Source organism: Denitratisoma sp. agr-D3 (assembly GCF_054658675.1).
The window spans coordinates 1-23,326 of record NZ_BAAGIA010000004.1 but is presented as its reverse complement, the minus strand read 5'-3'; the positions used below and the strand labels follow the sequence as shown (position 1 = coordinate 23,326).

General features: G+C 64.9%; 27 protein-coding genes and 2 tRNA genes. 11 read left to right on the top strand and 18 right to left on the bottom strand.

Going from position 1 to position 23,326, the window contains the following annotated elements:
* Nucleotides 1-9: 9 nt before the first annotated feature.
* The 7 genes from aat (at nt 10) to ACYQ2U_RS11870 (ending at nt 6,142) form a co-directional block, all read left to right on the top strand.
* Nucleotides 10-744, top strand: a complete 735-nt coding sequence (aat, locus tag ACYQ2U_RS11900; RefSeq protein ID WP_459950597.1) for a leucyl/phenylalanyl-tRNA--protein transferase — start codon at nt 10-12, stop codon at nt 742-744.
* Nucleotides 741-1,472: an arginyltransferase gene (locus ACYQ2U_RS11895; RefSeq protein WP_459950596.1), complete on the top strand. Its 732-nt coding sequence runs from the start codon at nt 741-743 to the stop codon at nt 1,470-1,472. Before aat ends, ACYQ2U_RS11895 begins: the two co-directional genes overlap by 4 nt.
* A 113-nt stretch (nt 1,473-1,585) precedes the next feature.
* The gene (locus tag ACYQ2U_RS11890; protein ID WP_459950595.1) at nt 1,586-2,590 is read left to right on the top strand and encodes a quinone-dependent dihydroorotate dehydrogenase; all 1,005 of its coding nucleotides are present in this window, start codon (nt 1,586-1,588) and stop codon (nt 2,588-2,590) included.
* A 4-nt stretch (nt 2,591-2,594) separates the two neighbouring features.
* Nucleotides 2,595-3,002, top strand: a complete 408-nt coding sequence (locus ACYQ2U_RS11885; protein WP_459950594.1) for a hypothetical protein — start codon at nt 2,595-2,597, stop codon at nt 3,000-3,002.
* 94 nt (nt 3,003-3,096) lie between these two features.
* Nucleotides 3,097-4,854: a copper resistance system multicopper oxidase gene (locus ACYQ2U_RS11880; protein ID WP_459950593.1), complete on the top strand. Its 1,758-nt coding sequence runs from the start codon at nt 3,097-3,099 to the stop codon at nt 4,852-4,854.
* Between the two features lie 11 nt (nt 4,855-4,865).
* Nucleotides 4,866-5,723 (top strand): copper resistance protein B, encoded by an 858-nt coding sequence (locus tag ACYQ2U_RS11875; protein ID WP_459950592.1) that lies wholly within the window; start codon nt 4,866-4,868, stop codon nt 5,721-5,723.
* Between the two features lie 29 nt (nt 5,724-5,752).
* Nucleotides 5,753-6,142 carry a copper-binding protein gene (locus ACYQ2U_RS11870; protein WP_459950591.1) on the top strand — a complete coding sequence of 130 codons (390 nt, stop codon included), beginning with the start codon at nt 5,753-5,755 and terminating at the stop codon, nt 6,140-6,142.
* 36 nt (nt 6,143-6,178) lie between these two features.
* Here the strand turns inward: ACYQ2U_RS11870 and ACYQ2U_RS11865 are convergent, their stop codons facing one another.
* The 10 genes from ACYQ2U_RS11865 to dctP are packed head-to-tail and all read right to left on the bottom strand — an operon-like array spanning nt 6,179 to nt 15,239.
* A complete protein-coding gene (locus ACYQ2U_RS11865; protein ID WP_459950590.1) occupies nt 6,179-7,111 on the bottom strand; it encodes an ACP S-malonyltransferase in 933 nt (310 codons plus the stop codon).
* A gap of 2 nt (nt 7,112-7,113) precedes the next feature.
* The gene (mdcB, locus tag ACYQ2U_RS11860) at nt 7,114-8,001 is read right to left on the bottom strand and encodes a triphosphoribosyl-dephospho-CoA synthase MdcB (RefSeq protein WP_459950589.1); all 888 of its coding nucleotides are present in this window, start codon (nt 7,999-8,001) and stop codon (nt 7,114-7,116) included.
* Nucleotides 7,989-8,669, bottom strand: coding sequence for a malonate decarboxylase holo-[acyl-carrier-protein] synthase (mdcG, locus tag ACYQ2U_RS11855; RefSeq protein ID WP_459950588.1), 681 nt, complete (start codon nt 8,667-8,669; stop codon nt 7,989-7,991). The genes mdcB and mdcG overlap by 13 nt, the downstream gene beginning before the upstream one ends.
* Nucleotides 8,669-9,385: a biotin-independent malonate decarboxylase subunit gamma gene (mdcE, locus tag ACYQ2U_RS11850; RefSeq protein ID WP_459950587.1), complete on the bottom strand. Its 717-nt coding sequence runs from the start codon at nt 9,383-9,385 to the stop codon at nt 8,669-8,671. Before mdcE ends, mdcG begins: the two co-directional genes overlap by 1 nt.
* A complete protein-coding gene (locus ACYQ2U_RS11845; RefSeq protein ID WP_459950586.1) occupies nt 9,382-10,317 on the bottom strand; it encodes a biotin-independent malonate decarboxylase subunit beta in 936 nt (311 codons plus the stop codon). The genes mdcE and ACYQ2U_RS11845 overlap by 4 nt, the downstream gene beginning before the upstream one ends.
* Nucleotides 10,314-10,631 (bottom strand): malonate decarboxylase acyl carrier protein, encoded by a 318-nt coding sequence (gene mdcC / locus ACYQ2U_RS11840; RefSeq protein WP_459950585.1) that lies wholly within the window; start codon nt 10,629-10,631, stop codon nt 10,314-10,316. Before mdcC ends, ACYQ2U_RS11845 begins: the two co-directional genes overlap by 4 nt.
* A 10-nt stretch (nt 10,632-10,641) precedes the next feature.
* Nucleotides 10,642-12,309 carry a malonate decarboxylase subunit alpha gene (gene mdcA, locus ACYQ2U_RS11835; RefSeq protein WP_459950584.1) on the bottom strand — a complete coding sequence of 556 codons (1,668 nt, stop codon included), beginning with the start codon at nt 12,307-12,309 and terminating at the stop codon, nt 10,642-10,644.
* Nucleotides 12,310-12,313: 4 nt separating this feature from the next.
* A complete protein-coding gene (locus ACYQ2U_RS11830) occupies nt 12,314-13,663 on the bottom strand; it encodes a TRAP transporter large permease (RefSeq protein ID WP_459950583.1) in 1,350 nt (449 codons plus the stop codon).
* Entirely contained in the window at nt 13,660-14,217 is a 558-nt protein-coding gene (locus ACYQ2U_RS11825; protein WP_459950582.1) for a TRAP transporter small permease, read from the bottom strand. Before ACYQ2U_RS11825 ends, ACYQ2U_RS11830 begins: the two co-directional genes overlap by 4 nt.
* Nucleotides 14,214-15,239, bottom strand: coding sequence for a TRAP transporter substrate-binding protein DctP (gene dctP / locus ACYQ2U_RS11820; RefSeq protein WP_459950581.1), 1,026 nt, complete (start codon nt 15,237-15,239; stop codon nt 14,214-14,216). Before dctP ends, ACYQ2U_RS11825 begins: the two co-directional genes overlap by 4 nt.
* Nucleotides 15,240-15,412: 173 nt before the next feature.
* Between dctP and ACYQ2U_RS11815 the strand changes: the two genes are divergently transcribed.
* Entirely contained in the window at nt 15,413-16,081 is a 669-nt protein-coding gene (locus tag ACYQ2U_RS11815) for a GntR family transcriptional regulator (protein WP_459950580.1), read from the top strand.
* 52 nt (nt 16,082-16,133) lie between these two features.
* Here ACYQ2U_RS11815 and ACYQ2U_RS11810 read toward each other — a convergent pair whose 3' ends face one another.
* The 3 genes from ACYQ2U_RS11810 to ACYQ2U_RS11800 all read right to left on the bottom strand — a co-directional run bounded on the left by ACYQ2U_RS11810 (nt 16,134) and on the right by ACYQ2U_RS11800 (nt 17,811).
* Complete coding sequence (locus ACYQ2U_RS11810) at nt 16,134-16,337, bottom strand: hypothetical protein (protein WP_459950579.1); 204 nt, start codon at nt 16,335-16,337, stop codon at nt 16,134-16,136.
* Between the two features lie 86 nt (nt 16,338-16,423).
* Nucleotides 16,424-16,514, bottom strand: a tRNA-Ser gene (locus ACYQ2U_RS11805).
* 55 nt (nt 16,515-16,569) lie between these two features.
* Nucleotides 16,570-17,811 (bottom strand): aspartate kinase, encoded by a 1,242-nt coding sequence (locus tag ACYQ2U_RS11800; protein WP_459950578.1) that lies wholly within the window; start codon nt 17,809-17,811, stop codon nt 16,570-16,572.
* 290 nt (nt 17,812-18,101) lie between these two features.
* Between ACYQ2U_RS11800 and ACYQ2U_RS11795 the strand changes: the two genes are divergently transcribed.
* Entirely contained in the window at nt 18,102-18,395 is a 294-nt protein-coding gene (locus tag ACYQ2U_RS11795) for a helix-turn-helix domain-containing protein (protein WP_459950577.1), read from the top strand.
* Nucleotides 18,396-18,424: 29 nt separating this feature from the next.
* On the opposite strand, the gene ACYQ2U_RS11790 is transcribed toward ACYQ2U_RS11795, so the two are convergent.
* The gene (locus tag ACYQ2U_RS11790) at nt 18,425-19,285 is read right to left on the bottom strand and encodes a radical SAM protein (protein ID WP_459950576.1); all 861 of its coding nucleotides are present in this window, start codon (nt 19,283-19,285) and stop codon (nt 18,425-18,427) included.
* Nucleotides 19,286-19,357: 72 nt separating this feature from the next.
* Between ACYQ2U_RS11790 and queD the strand changes: the two genes are divergently transcribed.
* Nucleotides 19,358-19,813 carry a 6-carboxytetrahydropterin synthase QueD gene (gene queD, locus ACYQ2U_RS11785; RefSeq protein ID WP_459950575.1) on the top strand — a complete coding sequence of 152 codons (456 nt, stop codon included), beginning with the start codon at nt 19,358-19,360 and terminating at the stop codon, nt 19,811-19,813.
* Nucleotides 19,814-19,969: 156 nt separating this feature from the next.
* Here queD and ACYQ2U_RS11780 read toward each other — a convergent pair.
* Nucleotides 19,970-20,045 (bottom strand) — tRNA-Glu (locus ACYQ2U_RS11780).
* A gap of 171 nt (nt 20,046-20,216) precedes the next feature.
* Between ACYQ2U_RS11780 and ACYQ2U_RS11775 the strand changes: the two genes are divergently transcribed.
* Nucleotides 20,217-20,759: a lipocalin family protein gene (locus tag ACYQ2U_RS11775; RefSeq protein WP_459950574.1), complete on the top strand. Its 543-nt coding sequence runs from the start codon at nt 20,217-20,219 to the stop codon at nt 20,757-20,759.
* Between the two features lie 61 nt (nt 20,760-20,820).
* Here ACYQ2U_RS11775 and ACYQ2U_RS11770 read toward each other — a convergent pair whose 3' ends face one another.
* From ACYQ2U_RS11770 to ACYQ2U_RS11760, 3 genes are all read right to left on the bottom strand, one after another.
* Nucleotides 20,821-21,267 (bottom strand): MaoC family dehydratase, encoded by a 447-nt coding sequence (locus ACYQ2U_RS11770; protein ID WP_459950573.1) that lies wholly within the window; start codon nt 21,265-21,267, stop codon nt 20,821-20,823.
* A 71-nt stretch (nt 21,268-21,338) separates the two neighbouring features.
* On the bottom strand, nt 21,339-23,120 hold the full coding sequence (locus ACYQ2U_RS11765) for an acyl-CoA dehydrogenase (RefSeq protein ID WP_459950572.1): 1,782 nt from the start codon (nt 23,118-23,120) through the stop codon (nt 21,339-21,341).
* 24 nt (nt 23,121-23,144) lie between these two features.
* Nucleotides 23,145-23,326, bottom strand: a 182-nt coding sequence (locus ACYQ2U_RS11760; RefSeq protein ID WP_459948281.1) for an electron transfer flavoprotein subunit alpha/FixB family protein, incomplete at its 5' end; no start/stop codon positions are given.

The window sequence follows — 23,326 nt, the reverse complement described above, 5'->3', positions numbered from 1 at the left end:
CCGCAGCCCATGATCCCCTGGCTGCCCCAGGAGCTGGTGTTTCCCCCGCTCGACAGCGCCCTGACCTCGGCCGACGGCGCCAACGGCCTGCTGGCCGCCGGCGGCGATCTTTCTCCCCAGCGCATCCTGGCCGCCTACCGGCGCGGCATTTTCCCCTGGTTCAGTGCCGGCGACCCCATCCTCTGGTGGAGCCCCGATCCGCGCATGGTGCTGGTTCCGGACGAAATCCGCATCAGCAAGTCCCTGGCCCGCACCCTGCGCAACGGCGACTACGAAGTCCGCCTGGACGGCGCCTTTTCCCAGGTCATCGCCGCCTGTGCCAACACGCCGCGCCACGGCCAGCGCGGCACCTGGATCCTGCCGGAAATGCAGCAAGCCTACATCCGCCTGCATCAACTGGGTTACGCCCACAGCGTGGAAACCTGGGTCGGCGGACAACTGGTGGGAGGGCTCTACGGCATCGCCCTGGGCCGGGCATTTTTCGGCGAGTCCATGTTCAGCCATGGCAGGGATGCGTCAAAAATCGCACTGGCCCACCTCTGCCTTTACTTGAAACGTCAGGAATTCGGCATAATCGATTGCCAGATGGAGACCGCCCATCTGGCCAGCCTCGGCGCCAAGCCCATCGCTCGTAACGCGTTCGCCGCGCAACTCGACGAACTCGCCCAGGGCGGAAACCCGGCACCCTGGCCGACGGACGGTATTCTCAACGCTTTCAAGACCGACCACGCCCCACGTCCATGACCTACCTGAAGGACCTGCCGCCCTTTCCCCTCTTGCAGTTCTATGCAACGGCGCCCTATGGCTGTTCCTATCTGCCGGGGCGGGTGGCCCGTTCCCAGGTGGCGACCCCCACCCACCTGATCGACGCCGCCACCTACGGCGAGTTGGTGCGGGTCGGCTTCCGTCGCAGCGGCGTGTTCACCTACCGCCCCCATTGCGACTCCTGCCAGGAATGCCAGCCGGCCCGGGTGCGGGTGCACGACTTCAGCCCCAACCGCAGCCAGCGCCGCGTGCTCAAGGCCCACGCCAACCTAGTCGCCAGCGAGCGCTATCTGGGCTTCCGCGAGGAGCACTACCAGCTCTACCAACGCTACCAGGCGGCCCGCCACCAGGGCGGCGGCATGGACCAGGACAGCCGCGACCAGTACGCCCACTTCCTGCTGCAAAGCCACGTGGACACCCGCCTCATCGAGTTCCGCGACAACGGCGTGCTGCGCGGCGTCAGCATCATCGACCTGCTGTCCGACGGTTTCTCCTCGGTCTACACCTTCTACGAGCCCGACGCCGAGGCTGGCACCAGCTACGGCACCTGGGCCGTGCTGTGGCAGATCGCCCAGTGCCAGCACCTGAACCTGCCCTATCTGTACCTCGGCTACTGGATCAAGGACAGCCGCAAGATGGCCTACAAGATCAACTTCCAGCCATTGGAGGTTTATCGGGACGGCAGTTGGATCGAGGCCGCTCCTTAAGCGTTCGCACCACCGTCAGGCGACAAACCAGTCACCGCCCTCACCCGACGAGGGAGTCCGCGAGGGCGTGTTTCTCTTCCCGAAGGGAAGCATCGCTGGATTAAAATCCCGCCATGCTTCCCTACTGCCTAATCAAGCCCGTCCTCTTTTCCCTGGACGCAGAAACCGCCCACGAACTCACCATCGCCAGCATGAAGCGGCTCGGCGGCCTGATGCCGCCCGCCACTTTCGCCAACCAAGGCATCGAGGTCATGGGCCTCCACTTTCCCAACCGGGTCGGCCTGGCCGCCGGCCTCGACAAGAACGGCGAAGCCATCAACGGCTGGGGCCGTCTCGGCTTCGGCTTTGTCGAAATCGGCACCGTCACTCCCCGCCCCCAGCCAGGCAACCCCAAGCCCCGCCTGTTCCGCATTCCCGTGAAGCAGGGCATCATCAATCGCATGGGCTTCAACAACCACGGCGTGGATGCCCTCTTGGACAACGTCAAGGCCGCCGGCTTCAAGGGCGTGCTGGGCATCAACATCGGCAAGAACGCCGACACCCCCATCGAAAAGGCGGTGGACGACTACCTGATCTGCCTGGACAAGGTTTACACCGCCGCCAGCTACGTGACGGTGAACATCTCCAGCCCCAACACCAAGAACCTGCGCCAGTTGCAAGGCGAGTCGGAACTGGATGCCCTGCTCGGCAGCCTCAAGGCCCGCCAGACCGCCCTAGCCGACCAGCATGGCCGTTACGTGCCGATGGCCCTCAAGATTGCACCGGACCTGGACGAGGCCCAGATCACCAATATCGCTGACGCCCTGCGCCGCCACCGTATCGATGCGGTGATCGCCACCAACACCACCCTCTCCCGGGACGGTGTGGAAGGCCTGCCCCACGCCGAGGAAACCGGCGGCCTATCGGGGGCGCCGGTCTATGAAAAATCCACGGCGGTGGTCCGCGCCCTGGCCACCAAACTGGCGGGGGAGTTGCCCATCATCGCCGCCGGCGGCATCACCGACGGCGCCAAGGCCAAGGCCAAGCTCGATGCCGGCGCCAGCCTTGTGCAGCTATACTCGGGCCTCATCTATCGCGGTCCCGACCTGATCAAGGAATGCATCAACGCCACCCGCTGACCCCATGAAAGCCCTCGTTCGCCAACTGCTGCTGATCCTCGTGGCCATCGCCCTGCCCTTGCAGGGCCTGGCGGCGGTGACCATGGGTATTTGCGGCGGCGAACATCATGGGGTTACCGCCCCCCTGGCCAGCGTTCCTGTTGAACAGCACCACGATCACCACGACCACCATGCCGTGATGGCGCAACATGACCATTCGTTCGCGCAGGATCACCAGCACCACGGCTCGCCCGACAAACAGGACAAACATAAGGCCGCCTGCGCCGCCTGCTACGCCTTTTCCCTGCCGGCCAGCATGACGCTGACAACCCCGGCCCTGCCCCGCGCCGACCATCCGGTCGCCACCGTCTCCCGCTTCATCGGTTACCAACCGGACGGCCTCGAACGGCCGCCCAGACCCTTCCTCGCCTGATCCCATCCGGCGCGCGCCGTTCTCGGTCGCGCCCTTCCCATGGATTACCCGCGCCCTCCCATGACGGGAACGGCGCCCAGACGAGGTTACACACATGTCCGCACCCACTCGCCGCCAGGCCGACCACCCCTCGGCCACGGCCCCATTGCTCATACCCGACCCAAGCCGCCGCCATTTCGTCCAGGGACTCGCCGCTGGCGGCCTGCTGCTCTCCTTGCCACGCCTGGGACTTGCCCATGGCGCCATGGACCACGGCCTCGACCCAGCCTCGGCACCCCGCAGCAGCACCGGCACCGCGCCTGAATTGCGCGGCCGCGAGTTCCACCTGACGATCGCCGAAACCCTGGTGAACTTCACCGGCCAGCCGCGCCTCGCCACCACGGTGAACGGCTGCTTTCCCGGCCCCACCCTGCGCTGGAAGGAAGGCGACACCGTCACCCTCCACGTCACCAACCGGCTGCGGGAAGACACCTCCATCCACTGGCACGGCATCAAGCTGCCCTATGAGATGGACGGGGTACCCGGCATCAGCTTCGCCGGCATTCCCCCCGGAACAACCTTCACCTACCGCTTCACCGTGCGCCAAAGCGGCACCTACTGGTACCACGGCCACTCCGGCATGCAGGAACTGCTGGGCCTTTACGGCGCCATCGTGATCGAGCCGGCCGGAGGGGAACGCATCCGCGCCGACCGGGAGCACATCGTGCACCTGGGCGACTGGACCGACGAGGACCCGATGCGGGTCTACGCCAAGCTCAAGGCACAGAGCGACTACTACAACTACCACCGGCCCACGGCGCCGGACTTCCTGCGCGACGTGATGGACCACGGCTGGCGCCAAGCCATCGCCAAACGCCGCATGTGGCACCAGATGCGCATGAATCCCACGGACCTGGCCGACCTGTCCGCCGCGACCCTGAGCTATCTGGTCAACGGCAAGACGCCCCATGGCGAAAACGGCAACTGGACCGGTCTGTTCAAGCCCGGCGAGAAGGTGCGCTTGCGCTTCATCAACGGCGCTGCCCACACCTTCTACGACGTGCGCATTCCCGGCCTCAAGCTGACCATGGTCCAGGCCGACGGCGGCGACATCGAGCCGGTGACGGTGGACGAATTCCGCATCGGTCCCGGCGAGACCTACGACGCCCTGGTGACGCCCGTGGACGACGCCTACACCCTGTTCGCCCAGACCATGGACCGCAGCGGCTACGCCCGGGCGACCCTGGCGGTGAAGGAAGGGTTGAGCGCGCCGGTGCCGGCCCTGGACCCGGTCCAATGGCTCACCATGGACGACATGATGGGGGCGATGATGGGCGGCCAAGGCACCGAACGGGCGGTGAACCACGCCCGCAGCGAGTACGGGCCGAGCACCGACATGCGGGTGGACGTGCCCCGCATCAACCTGGACGACCCGGGCATCGGTCTGCGCGACAACGGTCGCCGCGTGCTGACCCTGGCCGACCAGCACAGCCTCGCCGCACCGGAGGATGCGCGGGAACCGGAACGGGAAATCGAACTGCATCTCACCGGCAACATGGAGCGCTACGCCTGGTCCATGGACGGTCTCGCCTTCGGCGACTCCACCCCGGTCCATTTCAAGCACGGTGAAAGACTGCGGGTGGTGCTGCACAACGACACCATGATGACCCACCCCATGCACATGCACGGCTTCTGGTCGGAACTGGAAAGCCCCGAGGGCAAGTACCAGGTGCGCCGCCACACCCTGCCCCTACAACCGGCCCAGCAGATCACCTTCCGCGTCAGTGCCGACACCGTGGGGCGCTGGGCCTGGCACTGCCACCTGATGCTGCACATGGACGCGGGCATGTTCCGCGAAGTCGTCGTGGCCTGAGGAGAATGATCATGAACAAGACACTGACCGCCGCACTCCTCCTTGCGCTATCCGCCTTCGCCACCACAGCCCAGGCCGAGGCCGGCAACACCGGCATGGACATGGTGCACGACATGTCCGACGCCTCCGGCGGCACGGCGCCGCCCGATGCCCGCGATCCCCACGCCTACGCCGACGGCTACATCCTGGATAGCGGCGCCTACGCCCTGCCCGGCCCGCGCACCTTGAAACTCGCCGACGAGGCCAACTTCGGATCCCTGCTGGTGGACCGCCTAGAACGCAGCCACAGCCACCAGGGCAACGCCACCCGCTACGACGCCCAGGCCTGGTTCGGCCGCGACTTCGACCGGCTGGTGATCAAGGCCGAGGGTGAATACGAAGGGGGCAAGCTGCACGACAGCCGCAACGAACTGCTCTGGGGTCACGCCTTTGCCCCCTACTGGGACCTGCAAGCCGGCCTGCGCCGGGACGGCGGCAGCGGCCCGGGCCGGAGCTGGCTGGCCTTCGGCGTCCAGGGCCTGGCGCCCTACTGGTTCGAGGTGGATGCCACGGCCTACGTCGGCGACAACGGCCGCACGGCACTGCGTTTCTCGGCCGAGTACGAACTGCTGTTGACCCAGCGCCTGATCCTGCAACCGCGCCTGGAGTTCAACGCCTATGGCAAGGACGACCCGAGGCGGGAAATCGGCCACGGCCTGAGCGATAGCGCCCTGGGCCTACGCCTACGCTACGAATTTTCCCGCCAGTTCGCCCCCTATCTGGGCGTGGAGCGCAGCGACAAGTGGGGCAAGAGCGGCGACATGGCCGCGGCCGACGGCAAGCCCCGCAAGGAAACCCGCTGGGTCGCCGGCCTTCGCTTCTGGTTCTGACCCGACATCGACAATAGAAAGGTACCAAGATGAAATCCATGCACCTCAAATCCCTTCTCATCGCCGCCCTCCTGCTCGGCACGACAACTGTTTACGCTGAGCCGGTTCAGGATGGCGGACACGAAAGCCATCACGCCACCTCTGCCACCGCTGCCACCTCAACCACAAACGCCGAGCCGGCGGCGGATGCCCAGCCCTGGGTGGACGCCATCGTGCGCAAGGTGGACGTGGCCGGCGGTCGCATCATGATCTCCCACGGCCCCATCCCCAATCTGGGCATGGGCGCCATGACCATGGTTTTCCCGGTGCGGGACACGACCTGGTTGGCGGACCTGAAACCCGCCACCAAGCTGCGGGTCGTTCTGGAGGAAATCAACGGCGAAGCCACCGTGGTCCAACTGGAGCGGATCAAGAAGTAAGCGACGCGAAACGGAGGGGATGTCGGCCAGGGCCGGCTAGGCATTCACCCAATCCACCAGCGCCTCGGCGGAGGAGAACTCTTCCGCCGAGCGGCTGCGGGCGTCCGGCAGCAGAGCTTGCAACTGCTTGGACAAATCGTTGCCCGGCCCCAGTTCCAGATAAACGTCGGCGCGCAGGCCGGCCAGGTCCTCGACGATCCAGTCCCAGCGCAGGGCTTGCGCCACCTGGCGGGACAGGGCGTTGATGGCCTGCTCCCGGCCCTGCACGAGGGAAGCGTCGATGCCCGCCACCACGGGAATCCGGGCCTGGGTCAAAGAAGAATTGCCCAGCGCTTCGGCCCAGGGAGCCACGGCCCCCTTGAGCCAGGACGTATGGGACGGCAAGGTCACCGGCAGGCGCAGGCAGTGCTCGCCGAAACCGTCGGGCAGCGCCAGGAAACGATCCACGGTCGACGCCGGGCCACCGATCACCAACTCCTCATCGTTGCGATAAATCGCCATCTCTAGGCCCAGTTCCGCCAGGGCCCGGTCTCGTTGCGCCGCCAGGGCGGTGGGCGTCCGCCCGCGCCAAAGTAGGAGACAACCGTTGTCACCGCCCTCGGGCGCGGCGGCGTCCATCAAGCGTCCCCGCAAGGCGGCCAGGCGCAAGGTTTCCGCCACATCCAGGGCGCCGGCCACATGCCAGGCGATCAACTCGCCCAGGGAATACCCCGCCACGCGGCAAGGCGTCGGCAAGCGGGATGCCACGGCCTGCCAGCGGGCCACCTGATACAGGGCAATGGCGAACTGGGCATTGGCGTTGGCAAAAATGTCCCGCTCCGTCAGCCGATGCCACCAGGTGGCAACATCCTCGCCCAGCACGCCGCTGGCGGCAGCCAGGACGCCATGGGCATCGGCCTGCCCCAACAGGCGGTCAAGCATGCCCGCCCGTTGCCCGGCCTGGCCGGAACAGAGCACCACCAGGCGCATGGCTAACGCTCCGGCTCCAGCACATGCAGCAGCCACGCCACCGCCGTCAGGTCGGCGCTGCCGCCGGGGCTCAAACGGCGCGCCACCAGGGCATCATGAAAATCCTGCAACTGCTCACGCCAATCGTGCTGCATCACGCCGCCGTCGGCATTGAAAGTCGCGGCACGCCGCCAGACGTATTCGAGCCCGGCCCCACCGCCGCGCCAGACCAGGTTGCTGTCCTCCACCCGTGCCATCAGGGCCAGCAACGCGCCCACCAAGGCCCGCTCCTGGTCCGCGCCCTGGGCCAACAGGCCGTGCAGACAGGGCAAGGCGGCACCATAAACGGTGGGGAATCCCGCTGCCGCCTCGGCCCGTGCGCCGCCCACGCCGTGGCTGGAGAACACCCGCTCGCCGTGGGAGCGACCCGTTCCAACGGGGCGGGATGCCAGGATCGCCTCGCCCCAACGGCGGGCCACGATCTCGCCCAGGCCCAGGCCGGACCAGGCCGGATTCTCCCGACGCAAACCGGCCGCCGCCGCCAGCAAACCCAAATTGAAAATGGCCCCACGATGGGTGTTCACACCGCCGGTGGCCGCCAACATGACCGCCTCGGCGTCGATGCCGATGGACTGCAAGTCACAGAACTCGGCATCGGCGCCACCGGCATCGACCATGGCGGCGAAGCTGCCCGTCAAGGCAGCAATGCTGGCGAGGAAGGTATTCACATCCATATCGCTGTGGCTGCCCGAATCCCGGGGCGTCACCAGCCCCGGCTTGGGCCAGGACATGATTTCCCGGTGCAGGGCGTCGAGACAGAGCCGGTCGATGCCCTCGGCGAAACCGCTCCCCTGTCCCAGGACCGGGGCATGCAACAGCAATGCCGCGCAATGGTCGTTCAGGCGGGACATGGTTCACCGATCAGATCGGCCACCCGCATCAAGGCCAGGGCCTGATCGGCCTTGGCCAACACTTGAGCCTCCGTTGGGACCTCAGTTGAAACCTCGCTTACCGGCCAGACCTGGGCCAGTTCCCGCCAGGACACGGCCCAGCCGCTAGGGAAACGGATCTCGCCGTCGAGCCGGGGCAGCCCGGCCACGACATCCGCGGCGGCCAGGATGGACAGCACCGCAGCCACCTGTTCGCCATCAACACAATCCAGCAGCAAATCCAGATCGCTGTCCGCCCGCAGGGTAGCTTGCCCAGTCAGGCAATGGGTGACGGCGGAGCCGAACAAGCGCGCCACGCAATCCACCGCTTTCAGGGCGACGTCGAGATCAGCCAAGGCCGGCTGCCAATTCGCGGGTAGCCTGGGCAACAAGGACGACAAAGTGGGCGCGTCGCCCTGACGCTCCAGGGCGGCGACGGGGGCCGTCACCGTCACCCGGTGGCGCGGCCCAAGACCGGGCCGAGTGAAACCCAGCCGCAATTGATCCTGCCGGCCGCCCTCCCGCCGTGCCGCGACGAAGGGCAAGCCCGCGGCGATCCAGTCGGCCACCACCTCGGGCGCGGCGCCCCACACCGTGCGGGGAGCGTCCGGGTCCAGCCAGACCAGATCGTGGCGTCGGGGCAATGCCATCACGCGGCGCCGATACGTTCCGCCACGGTCGCCGCCAGCAATCGGCCGCCCCGCTGCAAGCCCCGCGCCGCCCGCACATCGTCGCCCGCCTGCTGAGCCAGGGCTTCTTGCAGGCGTTGCGGCCAGGGATCGGTCTCGGACCAGATGGCCTCCAGGGCCCCCATGCGCCAATAGTTCTCGGCGCCTGGGGCAAAGACGGGCGACTCCTGGGCCAGGGTCTCCAGTTTTTCCAGGGGGATCTTGGTCACCCGGGCCATGGCGCGCAGGTCCATGACCCGCACCTGGGCCTCGGGCAGAGCGAACACCTGATCAGCCAGGAGACCGAAGGAAAGAAAGCCGCCGCTCACCGCTTCGCCGTGCACCACGGTCACGGTGCGGTGGCCCTGGCGCCGGGCCAGGTCCACGCAGCGGGCGATGTGGGCGAAGTAGCCGTTGAGGCCCAACAACTCCTCATGACGGGACAGGGCCTGGCCCTGGGTGTCGGCGATGAAGACGATGGGACGCTTGGTCCGCCCCTCGTCCCCCTCCACCACCGTCAGGATGGCATCGGCGATGCGCAGGGCCAGGGCGCCATCCACGGCGGCCTTGTCCCAGGTGCCGATCACGGCGACGTCGCCCCCGGCGACCTGGGCCGCCCCTTGGACGAAATGGCCGTCCACGCTGACCCGGTGATTACCGCTGCCGAACAGTCGGTCGAATATGTTCTGCGCACTCATGCGGCGACCTCCCCTTGCGTCCGCTCTGCCAATTGGCGGTTGAATTGATCGGCGGTCAACGTGGGCACTCCTTTCGGTTCAGCAAACCCCCGTGCGTGCCAGATTTCCAGACCGTCCCGGGCTTCGGCGAATTGTTCGGCCCGGGCCGTCAGGCGTGCCTGGGCGGTCCACAACTGGGTCAGGCATTCGCCATTGCGGGAAGCGGCTGTCGGCAACAGGGCCACGACGGCATCACGGAAAGCCGTCATGTCATCGTCCACCAGCCGGTCCGCCTCGCCCAGGGCGCAGCGTTCCTTGCCGCCGGTGACGCGCCAGACCAGGGCCCGGTCGCGGGAATCGAATTCGTCCACGCCCTTTACCGTCTCGATCACCTCGGGGCCGGACAGCCCCAGGCGCCCTTCCTCGGACATGATCACCCGGTCGCACAAACGGGTGACGATGCCCATGCCGCCAAAGGCGCCGCAGGAACCGCCCACCAAGGCGAACACCGGCACGCCGACGGCGCGCACGGCAAGCACCGCCCGCATGATTTCGGAAATGGCGATCAGGCCGGCGTTGGCCTCGTGCAGGCGCACGCCGCCCGAATCCACCAGCAGCAGGACGGCGGCGGGTTTTTCCTTGACGGCCCGCAGCAGCAGGCCACGAATCTTGGCGCCATGCACTTCGCCGACGGAACCGCCGTTGAACTGGCCCTCCTGGGCGGCGATGAAAACGGTCTGCCCGCCGAGCCGGGCGCTGCCCACCACCACGCCGTCGTCGAAGGCCAGGGGCGCGTCGAGACGTGCGAGATGGGGGCTGGTCAGGCGTTGGTCGGGAGGACAGAACTCGATGAAGCTGCCTTCGTCCACCAGCCCCGCCACCCGCTGGCGGGCCTCGGCCTCGTAGTAGCTGATGCGGCGCTTGGTCGCTGTGCTCATGATGGCGCTGCTCATGATTGGGCGCTCCGGCAAGCGTCGAAGGCCTGGTCGAGGCGCAGGCTCACCACCGCCGGCGTCGCCCCGGCGTCGTTGATGGACAGGCGCAGGCCGCCCACCGGATGGCGTTCGGCGAAGTCCTGGAGCACCGCTTCCCAGATGGTGCGAAAGCCGTGGGCCGAGGTATTGACCGTGATGGCGCAACGGTCCGGGGTCTGGCCCGGCTCCAGCAACACTTCCAGGTTGCCCGAGGACACCACGCCGCGCAGGGTGGGCAATGCCGCCACGGGGAACGGTCCCTTGGCAGAAAGAATCAATTCAAAACTTTCCATGATGCAATCCTCACCAGTTGCGGAACCGCTGCGGCGGGTCGTAGAGATAGCCCGAGGCCTGCACCAGTTCCTTGATATTGCGGGCGGCCAGCAGGTCGCGGGTGGCCCGGCGCTTGTCGATGCCCAGGTCCTCGGGACGGCGGATTACACCCCGGTCCCGCAGGTTTTCCACCATCCGCTTGTCCCGCGCCAGCCCCACCGGGGTGTAGCCCGCCACGCCGCGAATGGCCTGCTCCCGCTCCTCGGCGCTGTCGCACAACAGCAGGTTGGCGATGCCCTCCTCGGTGATGATGTGGGTCAGGTCCTCGCCGTAGATCATCACCGGCGGCAGGTCCATGCCCACGCTCTCGGCCAGGTCCCAGGCATCAAGACGCTCGACGAAAGCCGGCGCCATGTGCTCGCGGAAGGTTTCCACCGTCTGCACTACCAGCTTCTGACCACGGGGCATGCCACCATGGCGGCGCGCTTCCTGTCCGGCCTTGAGCCAGGTGGGGGAGGCATGGCGGCGACCACGGGGGTCGGAGCCCATGTTGGGTGCGCCGCCGAAACCGGCGATACGGCCCTTGGTGGCGGTGGAGCTGTTGCCCTGCAAGTCGATCTGCAAGGTGGAGCCGATGAACAGGTCGCAGGCGTAATGGCCGGCGGCCTGGCTGAAGGCCCGGTTGGAACGCAGATTGCCGTCGGCGCCGATGAAGAAGACGTCGGGCCGGGCGGAAACGTAGCGCTCCATGCCCACCTCGGAGCCGAAGCAATGGACCGACTGCACCCACCCCGCCTCGATGGCGGGAATCAGGGTGGGATGGGGATTGAGCGCCCAGTGGGTGCAGATCTTCCCCTTCAGGCCCAACTCCTCGCCGTAGGTGGGCAGCAGCAGCTCGATGGCGGCGGTATCGAAGCCGATGCCGTGGTTGAGCCGGGTGATGCCGTATTCGGCGTAGAGCCCCTTGATGGCGATCATGGCCATCAGCACCTGGGTCTCGGTGATCTGGGCCGGATCGCGGGTGAACAAGGGCTCGACGTAATGGGGCGTGGGCGCCTCCACGTAGAAGTTCACCCAATCGGCGGGAATATCCACCCGGGGCAGCTTGTCCATCACCTCGTTCACCTGGGCGATGACGATGCCCCCCTTGAAGGCGGTGGCCTCGACGATGGCCGGCGTGTCCTCGGTATTGGGGCCGGTGTAGAGATTGCCCTCCCGGTCTGCCGCCTGGGCCGCCACCAGGGCGATGCGCGGCGTCAGGTCCACGAAGTAGCGGGAGAAGAGTTCCAGGTAGGTATGGATCGCGCCGATGGTGATGCGCTTGGACTCCACCATGCGCGCCAGCCGTCCGGCCTGGGGACCGGAAAAGGAGAAGTCGATGCGGCTCACCTGCCCGCGCTCGATCAGGTCCACATGCTCGGGCAAGGCCAGCACCGACTGCACCAGATGCAGCTCGCGCACCTTTTGCGGATCGGTCTGCACCAGGGCCCGGGCGAGGAAGTCGGCCTGCTTCTGGTTGTTGCCCTCGATGCACACCCGGTCGCCGGGTTCGATCAAGGTTTCCAACAGCGCGGTGATGTCCTCCGCCGCCACCCGGCGGCCCCGAGCCAGCGCCAGGGCCGACACCCGGGACAGACGCTCGGCCCGGTTGCGGGCCAGGTGGTCCCAGTCCTGAGGATTGATGTCGTTGGCACCCATGGCGTCACTTGCCTCCCATCAGCATGTCCGGCAGGCCGGTGGCGATGCCGGGGAACAGGCACAACAGCAGCACGGCCAGGGCCATCAGGCCGACGAAGGGCATGACGCCCCAGATCACGTCCTTGAGGGGAATGTCCGGCGCCACGTTCTTGATGACGAAGATGTTGAGGCCCACCGGGGGATGGATCAGCCCCATTTCCATGACCACGGTCATCACCACGCCGAACCAGATCAGGTCGAAACCGGCGGCCTTGAGGGGCGGCAGAATGATGGGCGCGGTCATGAGGATGATGGACACCGGCGGCAGGAAGAAACCGAGGACGATCACCATCAGCAGGATGGTCACCAGCAGCAACCACTTGGACAATTGCAGGGCGACGATCCACTCCGCCGTGGACTGGCTGATGTGCAGATAGCTCATCACGTAGGAGTACAGCAAGGACATGCCGATGATGAACATCAGCATGGTGGACTCCTTCAGGGTGGAGGCCAGGATGGGCTTGATTTCCGACGGACGCCACATGCGGTAGATGGTGGCGATCAGTACCAGGGCCAGCACGCCGCCCAGGCCGGCGGTTTCCGAGGGCGTCGCGTAACCGCCGTAGAGGGCCACCATGACGCCGATCAGGAGGATGACGAAGGGCAGTACCCTGGGCAGCATGCGGGTCTTGTCGCGCAGGGTGTACTTCATTTCGTCCAGGTAGGCGGACTTGACGCCGGAGCGGGAAAACACGTCCAGGGCCACGTTGTACTCGTAGCGGTAGCGCCACACCGCATAGCCAGCGAACAGGCCCACCAGCAGCAAGCCCGGCCCGACGCCAGCGAGGAACAGGCGGCCCAGGGATTGCTCCGCCGCCACGGCGAACAGGATCATGGTGATGGACGGCGGCAGCAAAATGCCCAGGGTGCCGCCGGCGGCGATCAGTCCCGCGGCGAAGCCCGGCGAATAGCCCCGGGCCCGCATGGCGGGGATGCCGGAACTGCCGATGGCGGAGCAAGTGGCGGGGCTGGAGCCGGCCATGGCGGCGAACAGGGCACAGGCAAACACGTTGGCGATGCCGAGGCCGCCGGGGATCTTGTGCATCCAGGCGTGGATCGCCGAGTAAAGATCCTCCCCCGCCTTGGATTTGCCGATGGCCGCGCCCTTGAGAATGAACAAGGGAATGGATAGCAGAGTGATGCTAGCCATTTCCTCGTACACGTTCTGGGTCACGGTATCCAGGGCGGAGCCGGGCATGAAAAAGAACATGAAGACCACGGCGATGGCGCCCAGGGCGAAGGCGATGGGCATGCCGGAAAACATCAGCAGCAGGGTGCCCAGGCCGTAGAGCCAGCCGATCAGGGTTGCGCTCATTTTTGTCCTCCCTTGGCCGTGCAGCCAGCCACGAATTGCAACAGCAGTTGAAGGGCGAGCAGGCTCATGCCCGTCGCCATCAGCCCATAGGGAATGGCCAGGGGAGGCGCCCAGGAGGATGACGTGGTCTGGCCGTCCACATAAGCCTCATGGAACAGGGTCCAGGACTTCCAGGAAAAAAAGGTGCAGAAGGCGAAGGAGGCCAAATCGCAAAACGTCCTGCGCAGCCGATTGACGCCGTCGGGCAGCAGGGACGACACCGCCTCGATGCCCACGTGGCCGCGCTGGGCCTGAACGTGGGCACCGCAGAGGAAGGTGGCCCCCACCAGCAGGAACACGGCGGCCTCGTCCTGCCAATCGGTGGGCACGTGCAGGAAGTAGCGCAGGAACACGCTGGCGGTGAGGATGGCCGAAGCCACCAACAAGGCCAGCATGGAAGTGCCCATCACCGCCCGGTTCACCCAGCGCAGCAGCCAATCCACCGGCGTCAGAGCCTTGGGCAAGGCGAGCGGCGGCTGGCCGCCGCCGGGGTTGAGTTCGAAGCCGTGGCTCACAGCATTTTCTCCACCAGTTTGAGGATACGGGCACAGTTGTCGTTCTTGGCCGCGTAATCCTTCCAGGCGGTTTCCCGTGCGATGGCCTGCCATTTCTTCACCGTGGCGTCGCTCATGTCGTAAGCCTTGGCGCCGGCCTTCTGATAGATCTTGGCAACCTCCACGTCGTCGCCCTTGGCGGCCTCCATGGCGAACTTCTCCATTTCGGCGCCGATGGTCATGATCAGGTCCTGCTGGGCCTTGGGCAGTCCGTCGAAGATCTGACGGGAAATCAGCAGAGGCTCCAGCATGAACCAATAAGTTTTGCCCCGCCCCGTGGTCAGGTGCTTGGCGACCTCTTCCAAACGGAAGGAGATCAGGCTGGTGGAGGAAGTCATGGCCGCATCCAAAGCGCCGGTCTGCATGGCGGCGTAGATTTCGTTGGACGGCAGGGACAACACGGCTGCCCCGGCCTGCTTCAGCACCATGTCCATCTCCCGGCTGCCGCCGCGCACCTTGAGGCCTTTGGCATCCTCCGGTTCAATGATCGGCTTGGCCCGGCTGGCGACGCCACCGGCCTGCCAGATCCAACTCACCACGTACATGCCCTTGTCGGCGAGGATGCCCGACAGCACCTTGCCCACTTCACCGTTGCGCCAGGCGGCGCCCTGCTCATAGGAGGTGACGACGCCGGGCATCAGGCCGATGTTCACTTCCGGTACTTCGCCGCCGCCGTAGGAAAGGGGGATCAGGGTCATGTCCAGGGCGCCCTTGCGGATGGCGCTGAACTGGGCATTGGTCTTCATCAGCGAAGAGCCGGGGTAAACCGTGCCGCCAAGGGCGCCATTGCTGCGTTTTTCCAGTTCCGCCGCGAACTTGCGGCAGAGACGGTCGCGGAAGTCCCCTTCGGTCAGGGTACCGCCAGGAAATTGGTGGGAAATCTTGAGACTGGTGGCCGCAGCCGCGTTGGCGTCGCGGCCCAGCAATGTGACGGCCGGTGCGGCGGCCATGCTCAACAGGAAAGTACGACGATCGAACTTCATGGGGAACCTCCTCCTTAACCAGGGAAAACACCTTGGATCGACTACCCGCCGGGTCACCTCTTTCCCGTCATATGTATTTTTATGAGGTAATCTTGTATACGAGATTACGCCATAAATATTAGATGTCAAGTTTTCTTGTATAATATTTTCATGTTATTGCGGGAGGCAACGCCATGAACGACCCCACCCCCGTGCCGAGCGGCCGTCTCTCGGAACAACTGCGCGACCAGATCGAGGAAATGATCGCCACCGGCAGCTATCCGCCCGGGACGCGACTGGATGAGACCGAGTTGTCCAACCAGTTCGGCGTGTCCCGCACGCCGATCCGGGAAGCCTTGATCCAACTGGAGGCCGCCGGCCTGGTGGAAATCCGCCCCCGGCGCGGTGCCGTGGTCTGCGACATTCCGCCCCAGCGGCTATGCGAGATGTTCGAGGTGATGGCCGAACTGGAAGCCATGTGCGCCCGCCTCGCGGCGCGACGGATCCGCCCGGAGGAACAGGAGCAATTGAAGGCCGCGCATCGCAATTGCGAAGAGGCCCGGGACCGCAACGATCCCGACGCCTACTACCAATTGAACGAGGACTTCCATCTGTGTCTTTATGCCGCCAGCCACAATCAATTTCTGGCGGAACAGGCGGCACAACTTCACCGCCGGCTCAGGCCATATCGACGGCTGCAATTGCGGGTGCGCAATCGCATGAACACTTCCTATGGGGAACACAGCGGCATCGTGGATGCCGTGCTGATGGGGGATGCGGACCTGGCGGCCGAACGGACGCGGTCCCACGTGATCGTGCAGGGGGACCGCTTTGCCGACCTGGTGGCCACGCTCCAGCGTTGAAACCGCCCCACTGGGGGCATCGGGACGGACTGGCGCCGTCCCGTGACTCGCCTTATTCGGCGGACTTCTTGCGGAAGAGCAAGGCGGTGTGGCTACCGTCGGCCGTATGGGAACGGCTTTTCACGACCCAACCGCGGGACACCTGGACCTTGATCTGGTCTTCCAGTTGGTGCTTGTCTTCGTGGGCGAGTTCGACGGTCTCAACATTCATGCCCCGGGCCGGGGCGTGTTCGACGGGAATTAGATTGGTCCACATAGCGATTTTTTAGACAGTCCGACAACAAGGACATCCAGAAGAGAAAACCCCGCACAGGTCATCACTTGTGCGGGGTTTCCTGTTTTTGGCGGAGACGAGAAGATTCGAACTTCCGATACCCTTATGGGGTATGCTCCCTTAGCAGGGGAGTGCCTTCGACCACTCGGCCACGTCTCCAACAGGGGCGCGATGATACCTGCCGCCCCCCATTAAAGCAACTCAAGAAAGGGGCTTAAACCGCCGCTTGATCGAGATCGAAGGTTTTGTGCAGCACGCGCACGGCCAATTCCAGGTACTTCTCGTCCACCACCACGGAGATCTTGATTTCGGAGGTGGAGATCATCTGGATGTTGATGCCTTCCTCGGCCAGGCAGCGGAACATCTTGCTGGCGACACCAGGATGGGAACGCATGCCCACACCCACCGCCGACACCTTGCAGATCTTGTTGTCGCCGACCACGGCACGGGCGCCCACATGGGGCTTGACCTTATTTTCCAGGATGTCCAGGGCGCGGGTGTATTCGCCGCGATTCACGGTAAAGGAAAAATCGGTCGTGCCGTCATGGCCGACGTTCTGGATGATCATGTCCACGTCGATGTTGGCATCGGCGATGGAACCCAGGATCTGGTAGGCGATGCCGGGTTTGTCAGGCACGCCCAGCACGGTGAGCTTGGCTTCGTCACGGTTGAAGGCAATGCCGGAGATGATGGGTTGTTCCATGGTTTTGTCTTCCTCAAGAGTGATGAGCGTGCCGTTGGTTTCCTTGCCCTCCTCCTCGAAACTGGAGAGCACACGCAGCTTGACTTTGTACTTGCCGGCGAATTCCACCGAGCGGATTTGCAGCACCTTGGAACCGAGGCTGGCCATTTCCAGCATTTCCTCGAAGGTGATGCGATCCAGCTTGCGGGCCTCGGGCACGATGCGGGGATCGGTGGTGTAGACGCCGTCCACATCGGTGTAGATCTGGCACTCGTCCGCCTTCAGGGCGGCCGCCAGGGCGACGCCGGAGGTATCGGAACCGCCGCGACCCAGGGTAGTGATGTTGCCGAACTCGTCCACGCCCTGGAAACCGGCAACGATGACTACCGTGCCCTTGTCCAGGTCGCGCTTGATGTTGTGGCCTTCGATGTCGAGGATGCGGGCCTTGGTGAAGGTGCTGTCGGTCAGGACCTTGACCTGGGCTCCGGTATAGCTCTTGGCATCGACGCCGATGTCCTTGAGGGCCATGGCCAGCAGGGCAATGGTGACCTGCTCGCCGGTGGAGAGCATGACGTCCAGCTCCCGGGCATCGGGACTGGGGGAAACATCCTTGGCCAGGGCGATCAGGCGGTTGGTTTCACCGCTCATGGCGGAAACCACCACGACTACCTGGTTACCCTGGGCTTTCCAGCGGGCAACCCGCTTGGCGACGTTGCGGATGCGATCCGGGGAACCCATCGACGTGCCGCCGTATTTCTGAACTATCAGAGCCATTGTCGTATCGAACTCATCACTAGAGCGAAAAGAGGCGGGATTTTACCCGATCCGGCCTTTTTCGTGTCCTGGACCACGATTGCTCTCAGCCAATCATTTCCCCTATGCCATGTGGGGAGAAAAATGATGTGTCCGTATGTTATGTGCCTATCCCGTATAGTCAAAGACATATAACTTCGGTTATACTCGCCTCCACCTGGAAGACATAGGAAACCCGTTTTCCAAATTGCGTCGCCCAACAGCTAGCTAGTCACTGCAAAACACTTATCTGAAGTAATAGGAGAGATACGATGAAACCCGTTGAAAAAATCGATGCCCGCGAAATCCGCCGCAAGCTGGGGCTCAACCAGCAGCAGTTCTGGTCCAAGCTGGGCGTCACCCAAAGCGGCGGCTCCCGCTATGAAAGCGGCCGCAACATGCCCCGCCCCGTGCAGCAACTGCTGCGTCTGGTGCACGTGGAGCAGATCGACATCGGCAAAATCAAGCGCGATGACTTCGAAGTGGTGGACTACCTGAAGAACAACGACTCCAACCTGTTCAAAGAATTGAAGAAGCTGGCCAAGGCTGCGCGCAAGGCCGGCTGATACCGAATCCTGAGAGAGGATGTTGTCTTTTAGGGGCTGACCGTTACGGTCAGCCCTTTTTCTTTGAGCCGCGCGGCCAAAGCGTCGAACCAGGCCGCCGGCAGGGCCCGCAAGCGTTCGGCGCCGGGTTGCAAAGACGGCCGGGCCAAGCCGTAGAGGTGGACCCCGCGAATCGCCGCGGACACCCGCTCCAGCATGGCCACGTAGGCGGCGATACGTTCCTCAGCCGGCGGCGCGTCGTCCTCCATGAAGAAACAGGACTGGACCCAGGTCGGGCAACGCACGGCACAGGCCAATAAGCGCGCCAACTGCCGCTCGGGCGCCGCCTGGCTGCCGTTGATGTGGCGCACGTCCTCGCTGCGGGCCCCATCCATCTTGAACCAAACCTCCCCGCCGATGCGAGCCAAGGCGGCGATGCCATCCCGTACCGCGGCCCGGTCCAACAAGCTGCCGTTGGTGATCAGGCGTACCGGCAGGTGGCCGACCAGGCCCCGTTCCGCCAGAACCTCTCCCACCACCACGACGGCCAAGCCGAACTCCGCCGCACTGGTGGGCTCGCCATTGCCGGAAAAGGCCACGTCCATCAGCCGCCGCGCCTCCGGCGGCACCCGCCGCGCCATGAAATCGCCTTGCTGAATGTCGGCCAGGAGTCGCGTCAACTCGTCGCGGAGTTGACGCAGGTCCAGGGGCGGCGGGCCGCCCCGCTTCAGGTCGGGCACCTGGCAATAGATGCAGCGCCAGTTGCAGGCATTGTTGGGGTTGAGATTGATGCCGACCGACACGCCGCCGGCCCGACGCGAAACCACCGGATAAACGTAAGTCATCCCGGCGCTGTCGCGGGAATGCTGGTCCACCGTGAGCAGACTGGACTGGCTAACCGTCTCGGCCATGGCGATAGGGGAAAAATAGGGGATTCAAGGGTGATCGCTATAATGCGCGGCCCAAGCATAGCACCCAGCCCCATGCAAATTACCCGCCGCCTTGAGTTCGATGCCGGCCATCGCATTCCCAACCATCAGAGCCAATGCCGCCACCTGCACGGCCATCGCTACGTCTTGGAAATCACCCTGCGCGGCAACGTCATCCGCGATACCCAGTCCCCTGCCGACGGCATGGTGATGGATTTCGGTGACGTCAAAACCATCGCCAAGACCCATGTGGTGGACCGGTGGGACCACGCCTTCCTGGCCTGGAAGAACGACCATGCCATCGTGGATTTCCTCGCCACCCTGCCCGACCATAAGACCGTCCTGCTGGACCGCGTGCCCACCGCCGAAAACCTCGCCGCCTTGGCCTTCGACATCCTGGCCCCGCTTTATCGGGACAGCTACGGCAATCAACTGAGCCTGGAAAGGGTGCGCCTTTACGAAACACCCAACTGCTGGGCCGACGCATTGGCCGGCAGTGCGGGTCAGTAGCCGCTAGCCCCCGGCCCGGACACGGGCCGAACTTTCAGCACCGTTCCGTTCAGGCAATCGCCACGCCGCTACCGTCTTGCATCGCCACCGCAGATGAAAAAAGGCGACCGCAAAAAGCAAAACGGACACATTGAAATCAATGTGTCCGTTTTTATTTGGCGTCCCCACGGGGATTCGAACCCCGGTTCACACCGTGAAAGGGTGTTGTCCTAGGCCTCTAGACGATAGGGACTTCGTCGTTACGACCCGTCTGCGTTGCAGACCGTGCCGTTCAAGAGCCGCGCATTCTATGGGCTCCATCGAAAGCTGTCAACAAAACCGGCAATAAAATTTTTCATTTCCGCCAATCCCGACCCACACTATCCTTTCCACCCATTGCCATCGATTCACCCGCACCCCCACCATGAAACAAATCGCCACCCTGCTCTGCCTGCTCAGTCTCGCCATGCCCCTGTCGGCGGCCGATCCCCTGCCCACCGTGACGACACTGGATGTCGGGCGCTATGCCGGACGCTGGTTCGAAATTTTCCGTTTGCCCAATCGCTTTCAAGAGCGCTGCGCCGGCGAAGTCACCGCCACCTACGCCCTTCTGCCGGATGGAAAGATCGAGGTGCTGAATGCCTGCCGCAAGGGCGATGGCAGCACCATCGACGCCAAGGGGGTAGCGCGACAAGCCGAGGGGCCGAGCCAACCGGGCCGTCTGGAGGTCCGTTTCGCCCCGGCATGGCTGGGCTTCCTGCCCTTCGTCTGGGGGGATTACTGGATCATCGACCTGGCACCGGACTACGGCACCTCCCTGATCGGCACGCCGGACCGCCGCTATCTCTGGCTGCTGTCCCGCACGCCCCAACTGGACGATCAGCGCCAACAGGCACTCCTGGAAAAGGCGCGGGCCCTGGGATTCGACACGACGCAACTGGTCCATACGCGGCAAGCCGCGCCCTGAATCGTTGACCAGAAAACGCCCGTTGACGGCGACCGTCAACGGGCGACAAGAACAGTCCGGCTTATTTCCCGGCTTCGCGGCGGCTACGGGAGGTGGGCATCATCATCGCCTCGCCCTCGATGACCACCTTGCCGCCGACGGTGCACACCGTGTCCAGTACCACCCGGCCCTTATCCAGCAGCACTTCCTTCACCGTGACCTTGGCCGTCACCGTGTCGCCGGGCCGTACCGGCGCCTTGAACTTGAGGCTCTGGCTGACGTAGATGCAGCCCGGCCCCGGCAGGCGGTTGCCCAGCACGGCGGAAATCAGGCCGGCGGTCAGCATGCCGTGGGCGATGCGGCCGCCGAACATCGTCGTCTTGGCGAATTCCTCGTTCAGATGCACCGCATTGACGTCGGTGGACACCCCGGAGAACAGGATGATGTCCGCGTCCGTGATGGTCTTGCCGATTTCGGCGCTCATGCCGACGCTGAGGTCCTCGATGTCGTAGCCGTTCTGCGGATTCATGGTTTTCCCTTGCACAAAAGAAGAATAGGAGCAAAGCGCGATCTTACCGGGATCAGCTTAGCGCGCCCCCATTACCCCAAGGCGACATCGGCCGCCGCCAGGCTGGCGGGACCGCGACGGATCATGGTCAGCAAGGAAGCGCTCAAGGGCAGCACCTGGTCGGCGTAGAAATTCGCCGTGGCGATCTTTTGCCGGCAGAAACCGGCGTCACCACTACCACCGTCCAGCTTGGTCTGGGCGGCCACGGCGCTACGCACCAGGCTCCAGGCACCGGCCACGGTGCCGAACAGCTTGAGGTAGTGCACTGCACCGACCAAAGTCCCCGGCGTGTCGCCGGCGTAATGGGCCACGATCCAATCCGTGGCCGCCTTCAGGTCGGCCACGCCAGCCGTCAGCGCCTGCCCCAGGACGGACAACGACGCCAGCCCGGCGGCCTTGGCGGCATCCGCATCCATTTCCGCCAGCAGGGCATAGGCCGCGGCACCGCCATCCCGGGCCACCTTGCGCCCCATCAGGTCGTTGGCCTGAATGCCGGTGGTGCCTTCGTAGATGGTGGTGATGCGGGCGTCCCGTTGGTGCTGGGCGGCCCCGGTTTCCTCAATGAAGCCCATGCCGCCGTGTACCTGCACGCCGGCATAGGCCACCTCGTTGGCCAATTCGGTGCACCAGGCCTTGACCACGGGAATCAATAAATCAATGCGGGCCTGGTGGATCTTGCGCTGCTCGCCGTCGGCGACGCGGCCCGCCTTGTCCATGGCAGCGGCGGCGATGAAGGACAAGGCGCGCATGGCTTCGGTTTGGGCGCGCATGGTCATCAACATGCGGCGCACGTCGGGATGGTAGGCGATGGGCAGATTGCCCTCACGTCCCACCACGCGGCCCTGGATGCGCTCCAGGGCATAGGCCAGGGCCTGCTGGTAGGCGCGCTCGGCGATGCCCACCCCCTCCAGGCCGACCGCCAGGCGGGCGTGGTTCATCATGGTGAACATGTACTCCAGGCCGCGATTGGCCTCGCCCACCAGATAACCCACTGCGCCGCCTTCCTCACCGAAGGCCATGACGGCGGTGGGACTGCCGTGGATGCCCATCTTGTGTTCGATGGACACGCACTTGGCGTCGTTGCGCTTGCCCAGGGAACCATCGCCATTCACCAGGAACTTGGGCACCACGAACAGGGAAATCCCCTTCACCCCGGCCGGTGCGTCGGGCAGACGGGCCAGCACCAGATGGACGATGTTGTCGGTGTAATCGTGCTCGCCATAGGTGATGAAGATCTTGGTGCCGCTGATCAGGTAATGATCACCATTGGGCACGGCCTTGGTCCGCACCGCCGCCAGATCGGAGCCGGCATTGGGCTCCGTCAGGTTCATGGTGCCGGTCCATTCGCCGGAGATCATCTTGGGCAGATAGATCGCCTTCAACTCGGCGGAGGCGTGATGGGTCAGGGCCTCGATGGCGCCGCTGGTGAGCATGGGACAGAGGGCGAAGGCCGTGCTGGCGGAGTTCCAGATTTCGCTGACGGGAATGCTGAGCAGATAGGGCAGGCCCTGGCCGCCATAGTCGGGGTCACAGGTCAGCCCCACCCAACCGCCCTCGGCGAACTGCCGGTAGGCGTCCTTGAAGCCCGGCGCCGTTTTCACCGCGTGGTCGGCGAAGGTGGCGCCTTGCTGGTCCGCCGTCTTGTTGAGGGGAGCGATGACCTCCTCGGCCAAGCGCCCGGCCTCTTCCAGCACGGCGGCCACCAGGTCGGCACCGACCTCGTCGCAACCCGGCAGGGCAGCCACCTCGTCGAGGCCGGCCACTTCCTCCAGCACAAACATCATGTCCTTCACCGGGGCGACATAGACGGTCATTGCTCGCTTCTCCTGTTCGTTGCGTTAGATCGCCGCGGTCAATTGCGGCACGAGGTCAAACAGATCGCCCACCAGGCCATAGTCGGCCACCTGGAAGATGGGGGCGTCCGGGTCCTTGTTGATGGCGACGATCACCTTCGAATCCTTCATCCCGGCCAAGTGCTGGATCGCCCCGGAAATCCCCACGGCGATGTACAGCTGCGGCG